The sequence below is a fragment of the Geobacter sp. AOG2 genome, assembly GCF_019972295.1.
Lineage (GTDB): Bacteria > Desulfobacterota > Desulfuromonadia > Geobacterales > Pseudopelobacteraceae > Oryzomonas.
The window spans coordinates 2536320-2554414 of sequence record NZ_BLJA01000001.1 but is presented as its reverse complement, the minus strand read 5'-3'; the positions used below and the strand labels follow the sequence as shown (position 1 = coordinate 2554414).

Here is an 18095-nt window from a genome sequence, read left to right as displayed (position 1 = left end):
GAAAGAAAAACCATGAAAAAATGCCCCTTCTGGAAGCCATATAAGGGGCGCGTCTCCATTCTTCATAATATGTAAATGGAGAGGGCCCCTACTGACCCTTCCTAATGAACGTGGGCGGTAGTTTTCGACAGGAGTTCGGTTATCCAGGCATTAATGCTTTTACCATGAGCGGCAGCTTGAGCGGCAAGACGTTCGTGCAACGTCGGGGGCACACGCAGATTGAACTTTCCGGAAAAATGTTTGCGAGGCTCCACACCCTCTTCGGCGCACATTTCCAGGAACGTATTCAAGGAGATTTCTCCCTCCTTGCGGAGATCGTCTACCGTGGTGGCGTAGAAATCCGCGCCGCCGTTGAGCCCGACAAATTCGCCCCGGAACATGTTGATGTCGGGATCAAATGAAATCACTGCCTGATAACCGTTTATGTCCATGGTGTTCATGGTGTCACCCCATTTTCTTCAAGCCATTTGCGAATGGCTGTTACGGCCCCTTTATCGGTATCGGGCGAAGGATGCGGACGGTGAAACACCCGCCGGTCGCCAAAGAGACGCACACCGATGCGTGAGCCTTCCCGTTCGGTGATCTCGGCTCCCAGCTCCCGGAAAAGCGCTACGATGTCCGGCCACTGTATATTGGCCGGAACCGGATGAGCAAAGATCGATTCGAGGGTTTTAGTATGCTTTCGCTTCACAATAAATTAGTACCATAAGTTGGTACTAGTGGCAATAGGGATTCTGAGCGTAACCGATCTCCAACTCATCTATTTGATGCAGGTCCCCTCCCCCAGCGGGGGAGGAGTTACCTTTTTGGCGGCACGCTCTTTACCCGGCGGAAGACCAGTGCTAATCAGGATAAGAATTACCAGAAACGACGAACCGGGGCCTACAGTGGTTTTCACCGTCAAGTTCCGGAAACCGTATAATCGAAAGAAATGAAAATGAAAAAGTGCCCATTCTGTGCCGAAGAAATTCAAGACGATGCGATCAAGTGCAAGCACTGCGGCGAGTTTCTCGACTCGTCCGCCCGGCTGCTCTCCAAGGGTGCCGGGACCAGGTGGTACTTCCGCACCGGTTTTATCGTCGTGGCGCTCCTGAGCGTGGGGCCGTTCGCCCTGCCGCTAATCTGGTTTCGCCCGAATACGTCGCGCGCCTGGAAGATCGTGCTCACCATCGTAACGCTGGTGCTCAGTTGGTACCTGTACCAGGCGACCCTGGAATCCCTCAAAAGCCTGAGCGGGTATTACAAACTGCTTAACGGAATGTAGGCGGGGCGGGCAGGCGGGCTTGGGTTCCTGTTCATGTTTTATAAAGGTTTTCTCTGTGTCTCCGTGTCTCTGTGGCAGAAGTCGATTTTCTGATGTCGCTCAACTTATTGAATTTGTACACGAAATATTGCCGTCACGGCATGCTGCGCCCCGGCGTGGGGATTTTCGGGTTGATCGACGGGGTATATGGGATTATAAAAGTATAATGTAGTCCATTCCAAAGGAGGAAATACGATGAAAAGAAGAACTGCGCTCTGCGCCGCACTTATTGCCAATCTCGCATTCGCCGCCGGTGTCCTGGCCGCCGATCCCATGCAGAAGACCGACGACCTGCTGAACAAATCCGCCGCCACCGTCGACAAGGCCGCGAAGAAGAAGGCCGATGTGAAAGACAAGGCCGCGAAAAAGGAAGCCGACATGAAGGCCAAGGCTGCCAAGAAAGAGGCCGACGTGAAGGATAAGGCAAAGGCCAAGGCCGACGCCGCCAAGGCCAAGAAACAGAAGGCCGAAGGCAAGATGGACGCCGCGAAGAAAAAGAAGGATACCGTGACCAAGGGTGCCAAGGATCTCAAGGAAGACACCATGAAGGATATGAAGGATATGCAGAACATGAAATAGTTTTCGTCCGGAAAGGGTTCTTTTCCGCCCATGCGGCGTCAATCTTCGTGCTTGCTTGTGCGGCGTACCTATGTACGCCTCCGCGCAATCCCTTGATTTCCTGGCCTGGGCGAAAAAACCCTCCTTTCCGAATCGAAAACAAACGAAATAATCGGCGCCATGAGCACCGATAGCCGCACCCGAAGAGCCGCACATCCCCTGTGCGGCTTTTTTTGTTTCATCCTCGTGTCGGCAGGATGGGATCTTTGGGAAAAAGGGTCCGCAACGTGGCCCAAAGGATAAACACATTCATTTTATCAATAGTTTGCACCAATCGGATGGGTATTATCAATTTGACAATATGACGGTATCACTTATATATCATGATTCATGAATATATTAATGAGGAGGGAACATGAGCGAGGCCTTTAACGTTAAATCGGACCCGGAACTGTGGGAGAGGTTGGGCATGGACGTAGCCCGGTTTTCCGGCATGCCGCCGATGCTGACAACGGCATACACCAACATCTTTCTCTCCCAGAAGAACCGCCCGGCGGCTATGGCGTACTTCGACGGCATGGTCGAAAACATCCATACCGGCAGGATCGATGAAATCATGGCCGTGAAGGAAAGCGGCAAGCCGGTCATCGGCACCTTCTGCGTGTATGTCCCGGAAGAGTTGATCGTAGCCGCCGGCGGCGTCTGCGTCGGCCTGTGCGGCGGCGCCCAGGGCTCCATTGCCGATGCCGAGAAGACCCTTCCCCGCAATATCTGCCCTATGGTCAAATCGGCCTTCGGTTTCAAGGTCGGCAAGATCTGCCCGTACTTCCAGGCCGTGGACCTGGTCTACGGCGAAACAACCTGCGACGCCAAGAAAAAGACCTGGGAACTGCTCGACCGGCACGTCCCGACCCATGTCATGGAAATCCCCCAGATGAAGCGGGAGCGGGACAAGCATCTCTGGGTTGAGGAGGTCAAGGACTTCAAGGTTGCGGTGGACAGGATAAGCGGTACCGAAACCGGATTCGACGACATCGCCGCCGCAATAAAGGTTATCAACGGCAAGCGTGCCGCATTGCAGCGCTTGAATACGCTGCGTCACGCCAATCCGTCCCCCATCAGCGGCAAGGACATGTTGCTGATCGAGCAGATCGCCTTCTATGACGAACCGGTTCGCTTCACGGAAAAGGTCCTTGCCCTCTGCGAAGAACTGGAAAAACGGATTGAGGAGGGCGTTGCCGTTGCTCCGGCGACAACGCCGCGCATCCTCGTATCCGGCACTCCCATGGCGCTGCCCAACTGGAAACTGCACAACATCATCGAAACCTCCGGCGCCGTGGTGGTCAACGAAGAGAGCTGCATCGGCACCCGTTACTACAAGGATTTGATCGACGAAGGCTCAACATCGGTCGACCAGCAGTTGGAGCGGTTGACGGAACGCTACATGAAAATCGACTGTTCCTGCTTTACCCCCAACGACGACCGCATCGACCAGGTCCTCAAGGAATACGAGCAGTCGGGAGCCCAGGGCATCATCGATTATTGCCTGCAGTTCTGCCATACCTACAACATCGAGGCGGTCAAGCTGCGCGAGGCATGCGAACGGCGCGGCATACCGTTCATGGCCATAGAAAGCGACTATTCCCCCGACGATGTCGGTCAACTGCAGACACGGGTTGAAGCCTTCATCGAGCAGATCCGGGGATAATCGATGCACGTCGGCATCGACCTCGGCTCGCGCACCGTCAAGGCCGTGGTGTGGCATGATGACGCCGTCATCGGCTACCAGATAACGGAGAGCGGTTTCGACCCGCACCGCCAGGCGCTGGCATTTTTAGAGCGGCATGCCGCCGCGCGCGTGGTGGCCACCGGTTACGGCCGTCATCTGATGCAGCAGCATGCGGCGCTGGATATCATCACCGAGATCAAGGCCCATGCCCTGGGAGCCAGGCATCTGTTCCCCGGCTGCCGGACCATCCTCGACGTGGGGGGGCAGGACAGCAAGGTGATTTCATTGGATGAGCGCGGACGGGTAACCGGTTTCCAGATGAACGACAAGTGCGCCGCCGGAACGGGGCGATTTCTGGAGATGATGGCCGTTTCCCTTGGTTACGCACTGGAGGATTTTGACCTGGCGGCGGCCGAAGCCGGGCAAGGGAGCCCCATCAACAGCATGTGCGCCGTCTTTGCCGAGTCGGAGGTCGTGTCGTTGAAGAACCGCGGCGTGCCGCCTGCCGTCATCGCCCGCTCGGTGCATCTTGCCGTTGCGGGGAGGCTGGCGGCCATGGTTGCCAAAAGCGGTTACGGCGATCATCTGGTATTCACGGGGGGCGTTGCCAACAATGCCACGCTGATCGGCTTGCTGGAGAAGGAGTTGGGGGTGCCGGTACAGGTTCCCGACACACCGTCGATTGTCGGGGCCTTGGGAGCGGCGCTCCATGCGTCTACGCTGTAGCATCAAATAAAATCCGGAACCGGGAGAGTGGAAATGAATCGCATCGTGTTGCTCGTTTTGATCCTTGTCGGTTGTGCCGCCACAGCCTTGGCCGGCACGTACAACTATGTCGAGCCCGACCAGTTCAAGGAATGGCTGGAAAAAGGCAAGGATATGGCCATCGTCGATATTCAGGTGCCGGCCGATTTTCAGAAGCATCACTTCAAAGGCTCCGTTGAGACCAACGCCTTTCCGGTCAAAACGGCCGACGACAGGCACAAGCTGGACAAGGTGGTACCCAAGCTGTTGGCGACCCGGAACGATGTGGTCATCATCTGTCCCCGCGGCGGCAGCGGCGCCAAGAATACGTATGACTACCTGAAGGAGAGCGGTGTCGGCGAAAACCGTTTGTTCATCCTCGAAGACGGCATGCAGGAGTGGCCGTACAAGGAGCTGACGGTAGGGGGCAAACAGGAATAGCGTTACAGAGAAAAAGTATGTTCCCGGAACGTTTGCCCCCCGCATTCAGGTACGCAAACTGAACTCCGCCCTTGTATCTGAAAAGCCGCACATCCCCTGCGCGGCTTTTTTTGTTTTATCGCAGGCCGTTATGTAGTACAGAAGCTGTGTTCCCCAAGTTTTTGAACCATTGGGGATACTCCTCGCTTCCTTTTTCTGGCACGTCTGCTGATATGAATTGTTTTACCGCATCTGCGGTACACCAATGTTTATGAAGTGTTATTATTTCTGGATTCATCTCTCTTTTGTCCTTGACCAACGGGGCTTTGGCGCAGCGGCGGAGCGTTAGCGGAGACCGTCTGCCACCGAGGGTTATGACTTCGCTTTACCACCTCATGTTATTGTATGGATCTAATGTGCAATTATTAGTAAACGAGAACCCATCGAGATCCGGAAAAAGTGTCAGATGCCGGACATCAAATATTTGCTGAAGAATAACCTTGGTTTTGGCTTTTAACTGTGGGCTAATAACAATAATTAAAGCACCATTTTCATTTTCAGGAAATTTGAGACTGCCATGCTTCGCAGAAATTACGTCACTGTACAGGAACAATGCATGTTGGGCCGCAACTCTGTTTGTAACAGCAGGTGGTTCCCATACCCTTGGGTAATCATATTTTTCGAGATCTTCAACTTCTTCCTCATATGGATTTACTTTGAGTGTACCTTCGGTTCCTCCTACGTAGAAGCAGTGTAGGCCAATCAAGGAGCCTGTCTTTTTTTCATCTGACGCTACACAGAACCATAAAGCCACAAGTAGGTTCTTTGTGAAATCAACAAGGCGCGTTGCTGCTCCATGATGTTGAAGTCTCGCTAGGAGTTCCAAGTCCGACAGTAGCTTGCCATCTACAAAACGGTACCCCTTATGTGAAGCCTCTTGGAGAAGTCTTTTTTCGTACGCTTGCATGGCTTTTTCGGTTACTTGTTTTTCACGTATGGCTAATCGTCTGTATGCAGAGCTATGAACTGGCCATTCAATGTTACTCTGCCCGCGCCAAAACCTAACATTGTAATTTAAAGCGTCAGGAATGGTGGTTTGAGCGATCTCAATAATTTCCTCAAATGAATTTGGAACAGCTATTTTGTCAAATAGTTGATCCTGTAAAACTTTCATATAATTCTCCTGCCCAACGCCATAAGGCACACCGGACAGCGGGGCATTTTCCCGCGGTCCAGTGCTGCCGCTAGTTGAACTCAGTATTTATTTTATATGCTTCGGTCCAACTTTTAATTGATTCTCTAACCCTTTTAAGTCCTTCATCAGGGTTTGCATAAACACCCTCACGTCTCAATATATAGCCATTAGGTGACATGATTACAAGAAGACAGTTTTCTAAGGGGTCGTCTTCTGGCACGAGCTTGCTAAAATTAGGGTCTGCGGCTTCTCCTAATACCTGGATGAAATTATTGTTTACTAGATCCTTAGTGGTCTCATACTCCAAAAAATATCCAAGGGAGTGATCTAATTTGCTTCGAGTCATCTTATTATTGTCGTAGATTACAATAAATAGCGGCTTTGTCTGCTGTTGCGCCGCATTACTGGCATTTTCAAGTTCATAATATACTTTACCAGTAAAGTATTTATCGCCTGTAACCTCTAAGTTATTTTGATAATTATTTTTGTTTATTTGTTTGTTATTATTCTTCTTTATGTAGGCAAGCTTTAAAAGTTCGTCTTTCAACTTGCTTTTTAGATCATTTGATTCTTGATATACAATTATTTTCTTTGATTTGATATCAATTGGAAGCGCATCTACTGTCTTTGAAATTAGTAGAGTACTCTTGTCCATTGCGTGGGCAAGGCCAAGTTCGTAAAATACATTCGGATTCCTGCCCTCAATATTTGCGATAATAATAGAAGCTTTACATATTACTTTTAGAATATGTTGCAAGATGTCGCCTTGAATAAATTCCTCATCTCCTCTATAGCATTTAAGGCCGACATCCAGGCATGTGTTACGTATTGTTTCAAACACATTATCAAATCTATTATTGAAAGGTGTTAGAACAAAAACAAGATTAGGATCTGGATCTATTTCCTCAGATCGGACACCATTTGCTTTTAAAAATGATGAAAAACGTACTTTCTGAGATGGATCAACAGCAGGTTGTACTGCTTGTGAACTCAATAAAAGATGATTTACATCACGCCATCTATCCATTGATGCTGTTAGGTTATCATTAATCATATATATTTGTTTTTCATATGAATCACGCATTGTATTTATAAGCTCTTTGTTCTGTCTTTGCATATGCTTCATGAGATATGTTAATACAATAACAACAAAAGTGAATAATAATGCAAGCAGTGTAAGCATAAAAACATCTTTATAAGCAAATTCAAACATATATACTCCTTAAGATGCTATTATAATGACTGATCTGTAAAGGACATAACCTGCAATTGTAGCGTTAAGTACAAATAGAGATGACGCCCAGCTATAAGAAGTCTGTTCGTATAGCGTAGTTGATCTTCGCCAAAGAACTACGTTAATTAATGCAATTACTAAAAAAACAAACAAGTAGAACATACCCTTTGCCATATGGCTTGCTTCAGATATGGTAAATGCCGTTGTGAAAGTAAGACCCAAAAAGACAATATCAACGGGAAGTTCATAAAGTGATTTTATGAAATGTGGTAGTGTTGCATTTCTGTCCATGAAAAGCTTTAACAGGAATGCAATAATTATCAGAATAATCGGCAGCACAATATCCAAATGATCCGTCATATGACTCCCTTCGTATTTCTAATTGTTCAACGTCATAAGGCGCACCGGCGGAGCGGAGCGACGACCGCGTGCCGCCGCGTGTTGGACGATTCAGGGGGAATTCGATGGGGTCAGGACTTGAAGACTTGAACTTTCAAGCCCAGCCGCAGCCGTTCCATTTTATCTTCGAGCTTTGAATCTCGTTCCAGGCACTTTTCAAGTCGCCTCACAGCACATGTTAGCGTAGAAGGATCTCGACCCGCGTGTTGTGCCAACTCCGTCAGTTTTCCTCATCCCTGTGCGGCTTTTTCTGTTTTATCCCCGCCCGTAATGTAGTACAAATCACACACCACAAACCGGAGGAGGCAAGAACCATGAGCGGACAAACCATCTTCATCACCGGGGCATCGGCAGGTTTCGGCGCCGCCTGCGCCCGTATCTTCGCCCAGCCCGGCAACCGCCTGATCCTGACGGCCCGCCGCATCGATCCGCTTTTGGCCTTGCAGGCGGAATTGGCCGGCACGGCCGAGGTCCACATCATCCCGCTGGACGTGCGCGACCGGGAGGCGGTGCAGGGGGCGGTGAACTCTCTGCCGGAACCGTTCCGCGAGATCGACGTGCTGATCAACAACGCAGGCCTGGCGCTGGGGCTGGAACCGGCCCATCAGGTCAGCCTGGACGATTGGGAGACCATGGTGGACACCAACATCAAGGGGTTGATGTACTGCACCCGCCTGATCCTGCCCGGCATGGTGGCCCGCAACCGGGGGCACGTGGTCAATATCAGCTCCACCGCCAGTTCGTGGCCCTATCCGGGGGGCAATGTGTACGGCGGCACCAAGGCCTTCGTGACCCAGTTCTCCCGCAACCTGCGCTGCGACCTGCTGGGGACCAAGGTGCGGGTGACCTGCATCCAGCCCGGCATGGCCGAGACCGAGTTTTCCAAGGTCCGCTTCAAGGGGGACGAGGCGAAGGCGGCCCAGGTCTACGAGGGAACCGAGGCCCTGACGGCGGTGGATATCGCCGAGACGGTGCTGTGGACGGTGAACCGCCCGGCCCACGTGAACATCAACACCCTGGAGGTCATGTCCATCGACCAGGCCTGGGCGCCGTTCGCCATCCACCGGGAGAAGCGGTAACGGGAGCATGCCCCTTATTTTTCCTCTTCTTCCCCCTCCCTAACCCTCCCCCGCTGGGGGAGGGGATTTTGTTCTCCCCTGGAGGGGGGAGGAGTGGAAGCACTTTGTAAAACCATCCGCAGGAATGAAGAGGATCGAGCATGGCTAAGGAATTATACGTTGGACACCTGCCGGAAGAGGTGACGGAAGAGGATCTGTACAAGCTGTTTTCGGTGATGGGGATGGTCACTTCCGTGCATCTGATCATCGACCCCGAGACCAAGGAGTTCAAACGCTGCGGTTATGTGCGCATGGCGGCGGGCGTGGACCCCAAGGAGGTGGCCGAGACCCTGGACGGCGCGTATCTGATCGACCGGGTCATCACGGTGAGCATCGCCCGGGAGCAGAAACCGGACAAACCGGTCAAGGGCGGCAAGCCGGGCGGGGCCAGGAGAACGGGACCCGGAGCGGGGGCGAAAACCGGTGCCGGAGCGAAGTTCGGCGGGGGACCGAAAACAGCCGCGGGCGCGAAGCCGGGCGCCGGGGCAAGGTCTGCCGCGCGGCCCAAGCCTGCCGCGGAACGAAGGACCGGTGCCGAGACAAGGTCCGAGGCGGGAGAGAGGTCCGGCGCGGGTGCGAGGACCGGTTCGCGGGCAAGGGCCATTGCCGAGTCCCGGCTTGGCGCCGTATCCCGGCCCGCTGCCGAAGCGCGGTCCGGTTTCGGGCCAAAGGGAGGTGCTGGTGCGAGGTCCGATGCCGGTGCCCGGTCGGGCGCGGGAACGCGGTCCGATTCCGGAGCGAGGAGCGGCGCGGGAGCACGGCCGGCAAGCGCCGACCGCAGCGGCAGACCCCAACGTCCGGGCGGCGACAGGAAAGGCCCGCGCAAGGGGCGTTAGCGATTGTCCGGGAAAAACAAAGGACGATTTGCCACAGAGCCACAGAGGCACGGAGGAGAATCAAGGCTGTAAGGCAGAGGAAACAAAACATCGAGAGAGTAACAATAATTCTGGTTTCCCTCCCTGTCCAACACAAGGATTCCTGCCTTTCTCCGATTGTTTTCTCTGAGCCTCTGTGGCTCTGTGGCAAAAATCTGATTCTAATCTAAGGCACCAGCACCCCGGCTCCCCTGATCCTCCCTTCCCTCAGGGCCGCCAGCGCCTCGTTGGCCTGTTCCAGGGGGAAGATCTCTACCTCGGTCCTGACCGGCACCTGGGGCGCCAGCTTCAGGAACTCCACCCCGTCGCGGCGGGTCAGGTTGGCCACCGAGACGATGCTCCGCTCGCCCCACAGGATGTCGTAGGAAAAGGCCGGTATGTCGCTCATGTGGATGCCGCCGCAGACCACGACCCCCCCTTTGCCCACCGCACGGAGCGCCGCCGGCACCAGTTCTCCCGCCGGGGCGAAGATGATGGCCGCGTCCAGGGGCGTTGGCGGCGCATCGAAGGAACCGCCCGCCCAGCAGGCCCCCATCTCCCGCGCAAATTGCTGTCCCGCCGCGTCCCCCGGCCGGGTGAAGGCATAGACCTCTCGCCCCTGCCAGACCGCCACCTGAGTCACGATATGGGCCGCGCTCCCGAAGCCGTAGATGCCGAGCCGCTTTCCCGTCCCGGACATGCGCAGGGACCGGTAGCCGATCAATCCCGCGCAGAGGAGCGGTGCGGCCTGGGTGTCGGGATATCCTTCCGGCAGGGGGAAGCAGAAACGGCTGTCGGCGGTGCAGTATTCGGCAAAGCCGCCGTTTTTCTGGTAGCCGGTGAACAGGGCCCGGTCGCAGAGATTCTCCCGCCCCGAGACGCAGAAATCGCATTCCCCGCAGGTGCCCCCCAGCCAGGGAACCCCGACCCGGTCGCCGCGCCGGAACCCCGTCACGCCCTCCCCAAGTTTCTCCACCACCCCCACGATCTGGTGCCCCGGCACCAGCGGCAACTTCGGCTCGGTCAGTTCCCCGTCCACCACATGCAGGTCGGTCCGGCAGATGCCGCACGCCGTGACCTTCAGCAGCAATTCCCCTGCGACCGGTAGAGGAACGGGTATATTCCGTAACATCAGCGTAACATTGGAACGTAACATGACCATTGCACGCATCGTCTTATCCTTCCAATAGATTGCGGGCCAGTTCGCCCAGTTTTTTCACGCCCTGCTCGATGCCGTCGTCCCAGATTGCCGTGGATAAGCGTATGAAATTACGGTACTTATTCTCCGTAAGCGTAAAGAGCGAGCCGGGCGCGATGCCGATCCCCTGTTCCAGCGCCCGGTGGTACAAGGTGATGGAGTTCACCTGTTCCGGCATCTCCACCCAGAGGATAAAGCTCCCCGCCGGGTGGGTCATGCGGGTCCCCTCCGGGAAGAAACGCACTACAGCGTCCCGCATGAGCGACATATTGCGGGCATAGATGCGGCGCACCGTCCGCAGGTGGTGGTCGTAGCCGCCGGTGGCCAGGAATTCGGCGACGGCCAACTGGGTTGGGGAGGAACAGGAGAGGTTCATCATCATCTTGAGCCGTTCCATGCGTTCCTGATAACGCCCGGCAATGGTCCACCCCACGCGATATCCGGGGGAGAGGGTCTTGGAGAAGGATGAACAGTAGATGACCAGCCCCTTGCGATCAAAGGACTTGGCCGCGACCGGGCGGTCGTTGCCGAACACCAGGTCGCCGTAGATGTCGTCCTCGATCAGGGGGATCTCGTGGCGGGCCAGTAGTTCCACCAACTCACGCTTGCGCTCGCTCGGCATGAGGCTCCCCAGGGGATTGCCGAAGTTGGGGATCACCAGGCAGGCGCTCACCCGGTTGTGCTCGATGGCGTAACGTAACGCCTCGATGCTGATCCCTTCCCGTGGGGTGGCGGGGATTTCCAGGGCTTTCAGGCCCAGTTCGGCAATCATTTGGAGGAAGTTGAAATAGAAAGGGGATTCCACTGCGATGGTGTCGCCGCTACGGCAGGTGGCGCGTAATGCCAGAAGGACCGCTTCGACGCAGCCGGCGGTAACCAGGACCTCGTCGGGAGTGGCGCTGATTCCGGTTTCCAGGGAGCGCCGGGCGATCTGTACCCGGAGTCGTTCCCAACCAGGAGGCATGAGGTAGGAGACGCTCGGATCGCTGAATCGGCGCGTCTCACTGGCCAGTATCCGGTTCAGTTTGTCCACCGGCAGGTGACGCGGGTTGGGGATCGCGCTCCCCAAGGGCAGGATATCCCGGTTCATCATATTGCGAATCACCTGGTGGCAGAGTTCGCTGATGGTTACCGTCGCGGGTTTGATTTGCGTCGAGGGGGAGAGGCGGGGTGAGATGATCTCCGGGGCACGGGCCCGCACATAATAGCCGGATTGGGGCCGCGCCTCGATCAGGCGCTGGTCTTCCAGGAGCGCATAGGCCTGCATGGCCGTATTGATGCTGACGTCGAAACGTCGGCTGAGTTGCCGGATCGACGGGACCCGGTCGCCGGCCCGGAAAGTGCCTTCACCAATCAGGGTTGCCATCTCAATGGCCACCCGTTCATAGAGGGGCGCCATGCTGTCCGGAATCGTAGTCGCGTTTATCATGGTGTCTGGTTACCTTACAGTATTGGTAGGGAAATGGGTACAGTTGAACTGCTTTTGTCCGGATACAGATATCATATCATGCAACTGTAATGGTTACAAATCAGATTTTCTGTACCTGTTTTTTTTGTGCGGGAAGGGGTAAGGTCTAATCATCAGAAGAGGAGGTAGGTTCATGGAGTGTTATCTGGCAGAGGGTGAATTGATACGTCTCGACGGCGGGCCATCGGGACTGAGGTTGCGCTGTTCAACGGGAACGGTTTGGTTGACCAGGGGAGATGCCGGGGATTACCTTGTCGTCGCGGGCACCTGTTTTGACGTAGCACCGGGGCAGGTGGCCCTGGTGGAGGCCCTTAAACCGGCAGAAATTCGCCTGGGGGAACTGCCCATGGCGGGAGGTGTTCCCCATGGAACCGCTGTTAGGCTGGTCTCCTGCTGATTTGTTTATCCCTATTGCCGGATCACAAGGAGGGCGCCCCTAAAGTGGAGATCGCTGTTGTGACGGTTTAAGAATACTAAGTTATTTAACGTATATCAAATTTTTTTGAGTATGGTACGGAAAAAACGACCCTCTTGTTTCGAGGGTCGTTTTTTTTTCGTTACCAGGCTGGCATTTAGTTATAATACAGCTATATATGGCTAATTAGGGTTGTCTTCCAGCGATAAAAGTAGAAATAATATCACTGAATTGTGCAAACAATTTGTATACAATAAATACAATAATGAGAAATAGTGATATTACAATGAGAGTTAAAATACGTTAAATAACGGTATTGTGCCCGTGACGACCACGAGAATATGACTGTATAGGAGTTCCTTTATGAAGTTAAGCCACAAATTCTTTGTCACCAATGTAGCTATCGTTCTGTTAGCCGTCGCCACAACGTCATCGTTATGTCTCTTTGAGATGCGTAACGAATTCAAACGGAAAGCGTCGGTGGACCTTGACGCGCGCATGAAAAGCTTTCATTTACTGCTCACGCTCAAAGGCGCAGACCTGAAAATTACGGACGGCAAGCTTAAACAGGGCGATTATATCATCAACGATAACTTTGAGCTGCCGGACAAGATCAAGGAACTTTACGGCGGGGCGGCCACTATCTTTATGGGTGATGTACGCGTTTCCACCAATGTGATGAAGCCGGATGGAAGCCGCGCCGTAGGAACGAAACTCCAGGGGGCGGCTTATGAATCCGTCATCAAGCAGGGTAAGCCCTACCGAGGCGAGGCGCCCATCCTCGGCGTCCCCTATTTTACCGCCTACGACCCCCTGAAAAACTCTGCCGGTGACGTGATCGGCGTCATGTATGTGGGGGAGAAACAGAGTGAGTATCTGGCTGTCTATGACCGCCTGAAGTATGTGGTCGCGGGGGTGGCTGCCGTGCTGGCCGCCGGGTTTTCGCTGCTGTCCTTCCTGTTTGTCCGCAAGGCGTTGCAACCGCTGGGCAGAATGGTTTCGTTGATGCACGATATAGCTTTGGGCGAAGGGGACTTGACGGTCAGGCTGAACATCAAGGCGAACGACGAGATCGGCGAGGCCGCTGGGTATTTTGATCGATTTGTGGACAAGCTGCAGACGGTCATGCTCAAGGTGGCCAACAGTACCCACGATGTGGCTTCCGCATCTGCAAACCTGCACGACACAGCCACCCAGATAGCCACCGGGACCGAGGAGTTGGCCTCTCAGGCTGCTACCGTATCGACGGCGGGCGAGGAGATGGCTGCCACCTCTCACGACATTGCCAACAACTGCAATTCCGCTGCCGACAACTCCCACCGTGCGAGCACACTCGCTACAAACGGTTCGGAGATCGTCATGCAGACGGTCGAAGGCATGCATCGGATCGCGGCCAGGGTCCAGGAAACAGCACAGCAGGTCGCGGGGCTTGGTGCCCGCTCCAATGAGATAGGCGCCATCGTCGGCACCATCGAGGATATCGCCGATCAGACCAACCTGTTGGCGCTCAACGCCGCCATTGAAGCCGCCAGGGCCGGCGAACAAGGGCGCGGTTTCGCCGTTGTTGCCGACGAGGTTCGCGCCCTGGCCGAACGGACCACTCGCGCCACCAAGGAGATAACGGTGATGATCCGCGCCATCCAGGGAGAAACCCGGAAAGCGGTGGATTCCATGGAGGACGGTGTGCGGGAGGTGGAGGCCGGGACCGCCGAGGCCACCCGTTCAGGGAGCGCTTTGCAGCAAATCCTCGATCAGGTTAACGAGGTGACCGGCCAAATCAACCAGATCGCCACGGCAGCCTTGCAGCAGAGCTCAACCAGTAGTGAGATCAGCAATAACATGCACCAGATCACCGAGGTGATCAACACCACAGCCCAATCGACCCACGATACCACCAGGGCAGCCGACAAACTGGCACATCTGGCGGATGAACTGAGCAAACTGGTAGAGCAGTTCAAACTGGCCTAACTACCTCCTCTCGCAGGGAGCGGGCCGCATCCTTATATGAATGAGGCTTTACGGCAACCCGCCGTTGGGCCTCATTTTTTTACCCCAGGTTTTCGACCGGGGTTATTCGGAGGTAGAGATGGTGCTGTCCTCGTTGATCCACTTCAACTGTTCCTTGAGCGCCTTCAACTCTTCATTGCTGTAGATCTCTGACCCTTTCGCAATTTCCCGATTCAACCGGTCAACCCTTTGCCGTACCGTATCAACTCTATCGTTTGGGCAGTTCATAGCCACGATCAGGCATTGATCCTTGTGGCCCTCCTGCACGGATTTCATGTCCTGCCCCATGGATGTCCCCGTATATTCATCAGCACGAACCGGCACGGCCGAGAATAGAAGGGCTGCCGCCAGCACTGAAATGACTCCGCTTGTTCTCGTCATGGCAAACCTCCATACTGCGTCTTCTGGTGTATATGGATATAGAGTAGCCGATTTGATGAACGGTGTAAATGAATATGATAATCTGTATCAATATTGGGGGGGGTGATACGAAGTAGTGTTGATCAGGAGTCCTGACGTCGGAAGTTATGCGGTGATGTCACAAAACACTAAGCCTTCTGTGCTTGTGCAGCCAACTGTACTGCCTGTTTCGAAATAGTCACCGTGTCTACGGCAGGTTTTTTCGAGGCAAGATGGCTCGTCGTATCGTCGTTTGCGCGGTTTGAGTCGGTGCTGTTCTTAGATTCGGCGCTCTTCGGAGGAGGGGGGTACACGACAGGTTGAGTCCGAATATATTGAGTGATAGCAGAGATCGGCATTCTCCTCAGCTCCCTCTGTGCATCAAACAATGACTTCATGGCGGCCATTTGATATTATTATACGTCGAAAACCGGTAAAAGCAATTAACGGCCGGGCGGATGACCGCCCCGCCATTGTTTCTGTACCACGGAGAAAGATCCCCGGCCTTTTCTATGATATAATAAAAGACTATTCCATAGGGCATTTCGCTGTTGAGGGAGGGATGTGTCATGAAAAAGGTTGTGTTATTACTGCAGGCAGTGCTTCTTGTTACCGTTGCTTCACTCGCCAATGCTGAGACGCCTCTTTCCAAACCGGGTATTCTTAACGATGAAACGATTATGACGTCCCATCGCCTTTCCGGTTACGACACCATCATCATCAGAGATTTTTCCACGGACGGTGTTGTGTATGACCGAATCGATGATGAGGAAAAACCAAAGGTGGACGCCATGAAACCGCTTATCATGAAGACCCTGACTCTGAGTATTGAGACAGAGATGGCAAAGCGCAAGCTGTTCAAGAACGTTATATTGAATGGCGAAGCAAAGGATAATGCCGTGATCCTGGAGGGAAATTTCACGGAGTTCAACGGCGGTAGCCGCGCCCTCAGGTTCTGGGTCGGGTTTGGCGCGGGGAAGACCTATCTGAAGGTAAAAGGCCGCCTGATCGATGCGAAAAGCGGCGTGGAACTGGCGACCTTCGAAGACCAGGAGGCCGGTTTTAAGGGAGTCGCGAGCATGGAAAGTTTTGAAGATCTCTTTCCCCACCAAGCTCAAAGCCTTGGCCAAAATATAGGAGCGTTCATTGAAAAGCTGTATTGAGATGCCCCAGGAATTATCTCCCGTTGTCTGCAAAAACTGCGCATTGCTGCTCGTCAGGCGCGTCTACGGAAAGCATTGGTGGTTTCGCCTGGTTCGCGAACCGCTGGTGCTCGGCATGCGTATCCTGGCTTGGTGGAACGGTATTGATGCCCGGAGCCACGGAGTAAGCAATGCCGAATGTCATGGCTGCGTCCGCTTCATGAAAGCCGAACTGGAGGAAAAGTCGCCATTCTTTTGTTTTCTCAACGGTCTCGTCGGCCCATGGTTCAAAACGACTCGTGACTCCATGCTCACCCCTGCTGAGTTGGATGAGGCCAAACGTCATGCCAAGGAAATGATGAAGCCAAAGACGGAGAAATGACGTGTTGCAAACACGGGCATTTGAAGATGAGAAATGGCTGCCTCGCGTAAAGGGCGGCCTTTTTCTGGTTTGCCATATCTGCTATTATGCAGCGTAATTGCTATTGCCTCCAGTTCGCAGCGTGTCAAAACAGGAGAATGGGATACCCATGTTGTTTCAAGCAATCATCTGCATGTGTCTTGCCCTGGTTTTTTACACCTGGGCGGTCTTCAGCGCCCGCAGCCGGGGGTTGCACCGCAAACACCTGTATATCTTCGGGTTCGGTCTTGTGTGTGACTACCTGGGAACCCATCTCATGCTCCTTTACGGTTTTGCCAATGGTATTGAGCCTGCTTGGCACACGGCAACCGGCATCGCGTCACTGTGCGGCATGGCATTTCATTTCACCTTGGCGCTCGTCGCCACGTTGGTCCGTCGGGCCGAGGCGGTGAATCGCCTTTTTCATCGTGTGAGCCTCAGTATCTATACCTGCTGGCTGATCGCTTTCTTCAGCGGGATGATCGCCGGGGTGAGCCATTAGGTTTTCCTTCTGAACGGAGTGTCTTGTAGGAGGATTCTCACCATAAAAGCACGAAATGGCATATACATATAGTTTGCCATCTTGACAACCGTGCTGGGCTCGGTATCATGGCGGGCAAAATATTTTATGAATAGCGGGTATTCCTATGATTACAAAGTTGTCGAGAACTGTCCTGTTTGTCGCTGCATTGGCCGCATTATCCGGTTGCGCTTCTGCTTCCAACGTTGCAACCGTGGCATTTCAGGATAGTCCGAAGCCTGAGGATCTTATCTGTAGTGTTGATAATGTGACGGTTAAAGTGTCGGCGGGGAATGGTCTGGCGCTGGAGAATGCATTACTTGCCCGAATGGAATCAGGGGTCCGGGAGGCTCTCTATAGAAGAAAAAAATTCTCACCCTGTGCCATCTATGTCCCGCGAAACTTCGTTCTCGACATGAAAATAACCCGACTTACCGCAGATGGCAAGCTGGAAGCGTTACTGTCCCCGAAAATAGACACGGTGCTTTTTGATGGGGACTTTGTGCTTAGCCAGGCTGCTCCGCAGGATACCACGCTTGCCAAGTTCAGCATGAAAGACTCTTTTGCCTGGGGTTGCCCCATAAAGGATTCGCATTTTCTGTGGGGGTTGTTTGCAAGTACCACCGGCCAGGGAGGCGCATGTGGTAGCGCGACTGCCCTCGATATCATAGAGGATACCATTGCAGAGGAACTTGCCAAGGTAGTAGTTGTTACGCCTATTCCTACTCCGGCTATTGCTGCCGATACCGTTAAAACGGACAAGCAGGGTGATGAAAAAGCAGACGCTAAACCTGACAAGGAAAAGCCTGCCGGATTCAAATAAGTTGATAGGTAAAATTGGCAGGCACCTTATGCCCATCGCAATATTTACATTGATTTTGCGGTGCGCTCCGGTCATGCCCCTGAGGTTGGTTCTCAGACAGATCAGCGAAGTCACTGTGCAGGTTGACAGGCTAGCCACTGCCGCTGCATTGTCCCAATTTTTCCACGAG

At 53.8% G+C, this 18095-nt stretch carries 20 protein-coding genes; 13 read left to right on the top strand and 7 right to left on the bottom strand.

The features are described 5' to 3' along the window. Positions 1–101: 101 nt before the first annotated feature. Together LDN12_RS11705 and LDN12_RS11700 are read right to left on the bottom strand one after the other, a co-directional pair. Positions 102–440 (bottom strand): type II toxin-antitoxin system HicB family antitoxin, encoded by a 339-nt coding sequence (locus tag LDN12_RS11705; protein ID WP_223922843.1) that lies wholly within the window; start codon positions 438–440, stop codon positions 102–104. Then, positions 437–691: a type II toxin-antitoxin system HicA family toxin gene (locus tag LDN12_RS11700; RefSeq protein ID WP_223922842.1), complete on the bottom strand. Its 255-nt coding sequence runs from the start codon at positions 689–691 to the stop codon at positions 437–439. The genes LDN12_RS11705 and LDN12_RS11700 overlap by 4 nt, the downstream gene beginning before the upstream one ends. A gap of 246 nt (positions 692–937) precedes the next feature. On the opposite strand from LDN12_RS11700, the gene LDN12_RS11695 reads away from it, so the two are divergent. From LDN12_RS11695 to LDN12_RS11675, 5 genes are all read left to right on the top strand, one after another. Next, positions 938–1264 carry a zinc ribbon domain-containing protein gene (locus tag LDN12_RS11695; protein WP_223922841.1) on the top strand — a complete coding sequence of 109 codons (327 nt, stop codon included), beginning with the start codon at positions 938–940 and terminating at the stop codon, positions 1262–1264. A gap of 234 nt (positions 1265–1498) precedes the next feature. Continuing rightward, positions 1499–1882, top strand: coding sequence for a hypothetical protein (locus tag LDN12_RS11690; protein ID WP_223922840.1), 384 nt, complete (start codon positions 1499–1501; stop codon positions 1880–1882). Between the two features lie 394 nt (positions 1883–2276). Then, positions 2277–3569: a double-cubane-cluster-containing anaerobic reductase gene (locus tag LDN12_RS11685; protein ID WP_223922839.1), complete on the top strand. Its 1293-nt coding sequence runs from the start codon at positions 2277–2279 to the stop codon at positions 3567–3569. Between the two features lie 3 nt (positions 3570–3572). Further along, the gene (locus LDN12_RS11680) at positions 3573–4316 is read left to right on the top strand and encodes an acyl-CoA dehydratase activase (protein WP_223922838.1); all 744 of its coding nucleotides are present in this window, start codon (positions 3573–3575) and stop codon (positions 4314–4316) included. Between the two features lie 33 nt (positions 4317–4349). Continuing rightward, positions 4350–4775: a rhodanese-like domain-containing protein gene (locus LDN12_RS11675; protein ID WP_223922837.1), complete on the top strand. Its 426-nt coding sequence runs from the start codon at positions 4350–4352 to the stop codon at positions 4773–4775. A gap of 364 nt (positions 4776–5139) precedes the next feature. Here the strand turns inward: LDN12_RS11675 and LDN12_RS11670 are convergent, their stop codons facing one another. Then, positions 5140–5928 (bottom strand): FRG domain-containing protein, encoded by a 789-nt coding sequence (locus LDN12_RS11670; protein ID WP_223922836.1) that lies wholly within the window; start codon positions 5926–5928, stop codon positions 5140–5142. A 70-nt stretch (positions 5929–5998) separates the two neighbouring features. Next, positions 5999–7162: a hypothetical protein gene (locus LDN12_RS11665; RefSeq protein ID WP_223922835.1), complete on the bottom strand. Its 1164-nt coding sequence runs from the start codon at positions 7160–7162 to the stop codon at positions 5999–6001. Positions 7163–7896: 734 nt separating this feature from the next. Here LDN12_RS11665 and LDN12_RS11660 point away from each other — a divergent pair. Together LDN12_RS11660 and LDN12_RS11655 are read left to right on the top strand one after the other, a co-directional pair. Continuing rightward, on the top strand, positions 7897–8661 hold the full coding sequence (locus LDN12_RS11660) for an SDR family oxidoreductase (protein WP_223922834.1): 765 nt from the start codon (positions 7897–7899) through the stop codon (positions 8659–8661). A 140-nt stretch (positions 8662–8801) separates the two neighbouring features. Further along, entirely contained in the window at positions 8802–9536 is a 735-nt protein-coding gene (locus LDN12_RS11655; protein ID WP_223922833.1) for an RNA-binding protein, read from the top strand. Positions 9537–9741: 205 nt separating this feature from the next. On the opposite strand, the gene LDN12_RS11650 is transcribed toward LDN12_RS11655, so the two are convergent. After that, positions 9742–10725 (bottom strand): zinc-dependent alcohol dehydrogenase family protein, encoded by a 984-nt coding sequence (locus LDN12_RS11650; protein ID WP_223922832.1) that lies wholly within the window; start codon positions 10723–10725, stop codon positions 9742–9744. 4 nt (positions 10726–10729) lie between these two features. Next, the gene (locus LDN12_RS11645; RefSeq protein WP_223922831.1) at positions 10730–12181 is read right to left on the bottom strand and encodes a PLP-dependent aminotransferase family protein; all 1452 of its coding nucleotides are present in this window, start codon (positions 12179–12181) and stop codon (positions 10730–10732) included. 172 nt (positions 12182–12353) lie between these two features. Between LDN12_RS11645 and LDN12_RS11640 the strand changes: the two genes are divergently transcribed. Continuing rightward, on the top strand, positions 12354–12617 hold the full coding sequence (locus LDN12_RS11640) for a DUF2917 domain-containing protein (protein ID WP_223922830.1): 264 nt from the start codon (positions 12354–12356) through the stop codon (positions 12615–12617). 381 nt (positions 12618–12998) lie between these two features. Next, positions 12999–14603: a methyl-accepting chemotaxis protein gene (locus LDN12_RS11635; RefSeq protein WP_223922829.1), complete on the top strand. Its 1605-nt coding sequence runs from the start codon at positions 12999–13001 to the stop codon at positions 14601–14603. A gap of 102 nt (positions 14604–14705) precedes the next feature. Here the strand turns inward: LDN12_RS11635 and LDN12_RS11630 are convergent, their stop codons facing one another. Next, complete coding sequence (locus LDN12_RS11630) at positions 14706–15023, bottom strand: hypothetical protein (protein WP_223922828.1); 318 nt, start codon at positions 15021–15023, stop codon at positions 14706–14708. Between the two features lie 587 nt (positions 15024–15610). Here LDN12_RS11630 and LDN12_RS11625 point away from each other — a divergent pair. The 4 genes from LDN12_RS11625 (at position 15611) to LDN12_RS11610 (ending at position 17926) form a co-directional block, all read left to right on the top strand. Continuing rightward, complete coding sequence (locus LDN12_RS11625; protein WP_223922827.1) at positions 15611–16204, top strand: DUF4410 domain-containing protein; 594 nt, start codon at positions 15611–15613, stop codon at positions 16202–16204. Continuing rightward, the gene (locus LDN12_RS11620; RefSeq protein WP_223922826.1) at positions 16188–16565 is read left to right on the top strand and encodes a nitroreductase; all 378 of its coding nucleotides are present in this window, start codon (positions 16188–16190) and stop codon (positions 16563–16565) included. The genes LDN12_RS11625 and LDN12_RS11620 overlap by 17 nt, the downstream gene beginning before the upstream one ends. Positions 16566–16713: 148 nt before the next feature. Continuing rightward, entirely contained in the window at positions 16714–17085 is a 372-nt protein-coding gene (locus tag LDN12_RS11615; protein ID WP_223922825.1) for an HsmA family protein, read from the top strand. Between the two features lie 145 nt (positions 17086–17230). Continuing rightward, a complete protein-coding gene (locus LDN12_RS11610) occupies positions 17231–17926 on the top strand; it encodes a hypothetical protein (RefSeq protein WP_223922824.1) in 696 nt (231 codons plus the stop codon). Positions 17927–18095: the final 169 nt, after the last annotated feature.

Excerpts from the sequence above, each read along its gene's own strand:
- LDN12_RS11705 (WP_223922843.1), bottom strand. The coding sequence starts at position 440 with ATGAACACCATGGACATAAACGGTTATCAGGCAGTGATTTCATTTGAT.
- LDN12_RS11695 (WP_223922841.1), top strand. The coding sequence starts at position 938 with ATGAAAAAGTGCCCATTCTGTGCCGAAGAAATTCAAGACGATGCGATC.
- LDN12_RS11690 (WP_223922840.1), top strand. The coding sequence starts at position 1,499 with ATGAAAAGAAGAACTGCGCTCTGCGCCGCACTTATTGCCAATCTCGCA.
- LDN12_RS11685 (WP_223922839.1), top strand. The coding sequence starts at position 2,277 with ATGAGCGAGGCCTTTAACGTTAAATCGGACCCGGAACTGTGGGAGAGG.
- LDN12_RS11680 (WP_223922838.1), top strand. The coding sequence starts at position 3,573 with ATGCACGTCGGCATCGACCTCGGCTCGCGCACCGTCAAGGCCGTGGTG.
- LDN12_RS11675 (WP_223922837.1), top strand. The coding sequence starts at position 4,350 with ATGAATCGCATCGTGTTGCTCGTTTTGATCCTTGTCGGTTGTGCCGCC.
- LDN12_RS11670 (WP_223922836.1), bottom strand. The coding sequence starts at position 5,928 with ATGAAAGTTTTACAGGATCAACTATTTGACAAAATAGCTGTTCCAAAT.
- LDN12_RS11665 (WP_223922835.1), bottom strand. The coding sequence starts at position 7,162 with ATGTTTGAATTTGCTTATAAAGATGTTTTTATGCTTACACTGCTTGCA.
- LDN12_RS11660 (WP_223922834.1), top strand. The coding sequence starts at position 7,897 with ATGAGCGGACAAACCATCTTCATCACCGGGGCATCGGCAGGTTTCGGC.
- LDN12_RS11655 (WP_223922833.1), top strand. The coding sequence starts at position 8,802 with ATGGCTAAGGAATTATACGTTGGACACCTGCCGGAAGAGGTGACGGAA.
- LDN12_RS11650 (WP_223922832.1), bottom strand. The coding sequence starts at position 10,725 with ATGCGTGCAATGGTCATGTTACGTTCCAATGTTACGCTGATGTTACGG.
- LDN12_RS11645 (WP_223922831.1), bottom strand. The coding sequence starts at position 12,181 with ATGATAAACGCGACTACGATTCCGGACAGCATGGCGCCCCTCTATGAA.
- LDN12_RS11640 (WP_223922830.1), top strand. The coding sequence starts at position 12,354 with ATGGAGTGTTATCTGGCAGAGGGTGAATTGATACGTCTCGACGGCGGG.
- LDN12_RS11635 (WP_223922829.1), top strand. The coding sequence starts at position 12,999 with ATGAAGTTAAGCCACAAATTCTTTGTCACCAATGTAGCTATCGTTCTG.
- LDN12_RS11630 (WP_223922828.1), bottom strand. The coding sequence starts at position 15,023 with ATGACGAGAACAAGCGGAGTCATTTCAGTGCTGGCGGCAGCCCTTCTA.
- LDN12_RS11625 (WP_223922827.1), top strand. The coding sequence starts at position 15,611 with ATGAAAAAGGTTGTGTTATTACTGCAGGCAGTGCTTCTTGTTACCGTT.
- LDN12_RS11615 (WP_223922825.1), top strand. The coding sequence starts at position 16,714 with ATGTTGTTTCAAGCAATCATCTGCATGTGTCTTGCCCTGGTTTTTTAC.
- LDN12_RS11610 (WP_223922824.1), top strand. The coding sequence starts at position 17,231 with ATGATTACAAAGTTGTCGAGAACTGTCCTGTTTGTCGCTGCATTGGCC.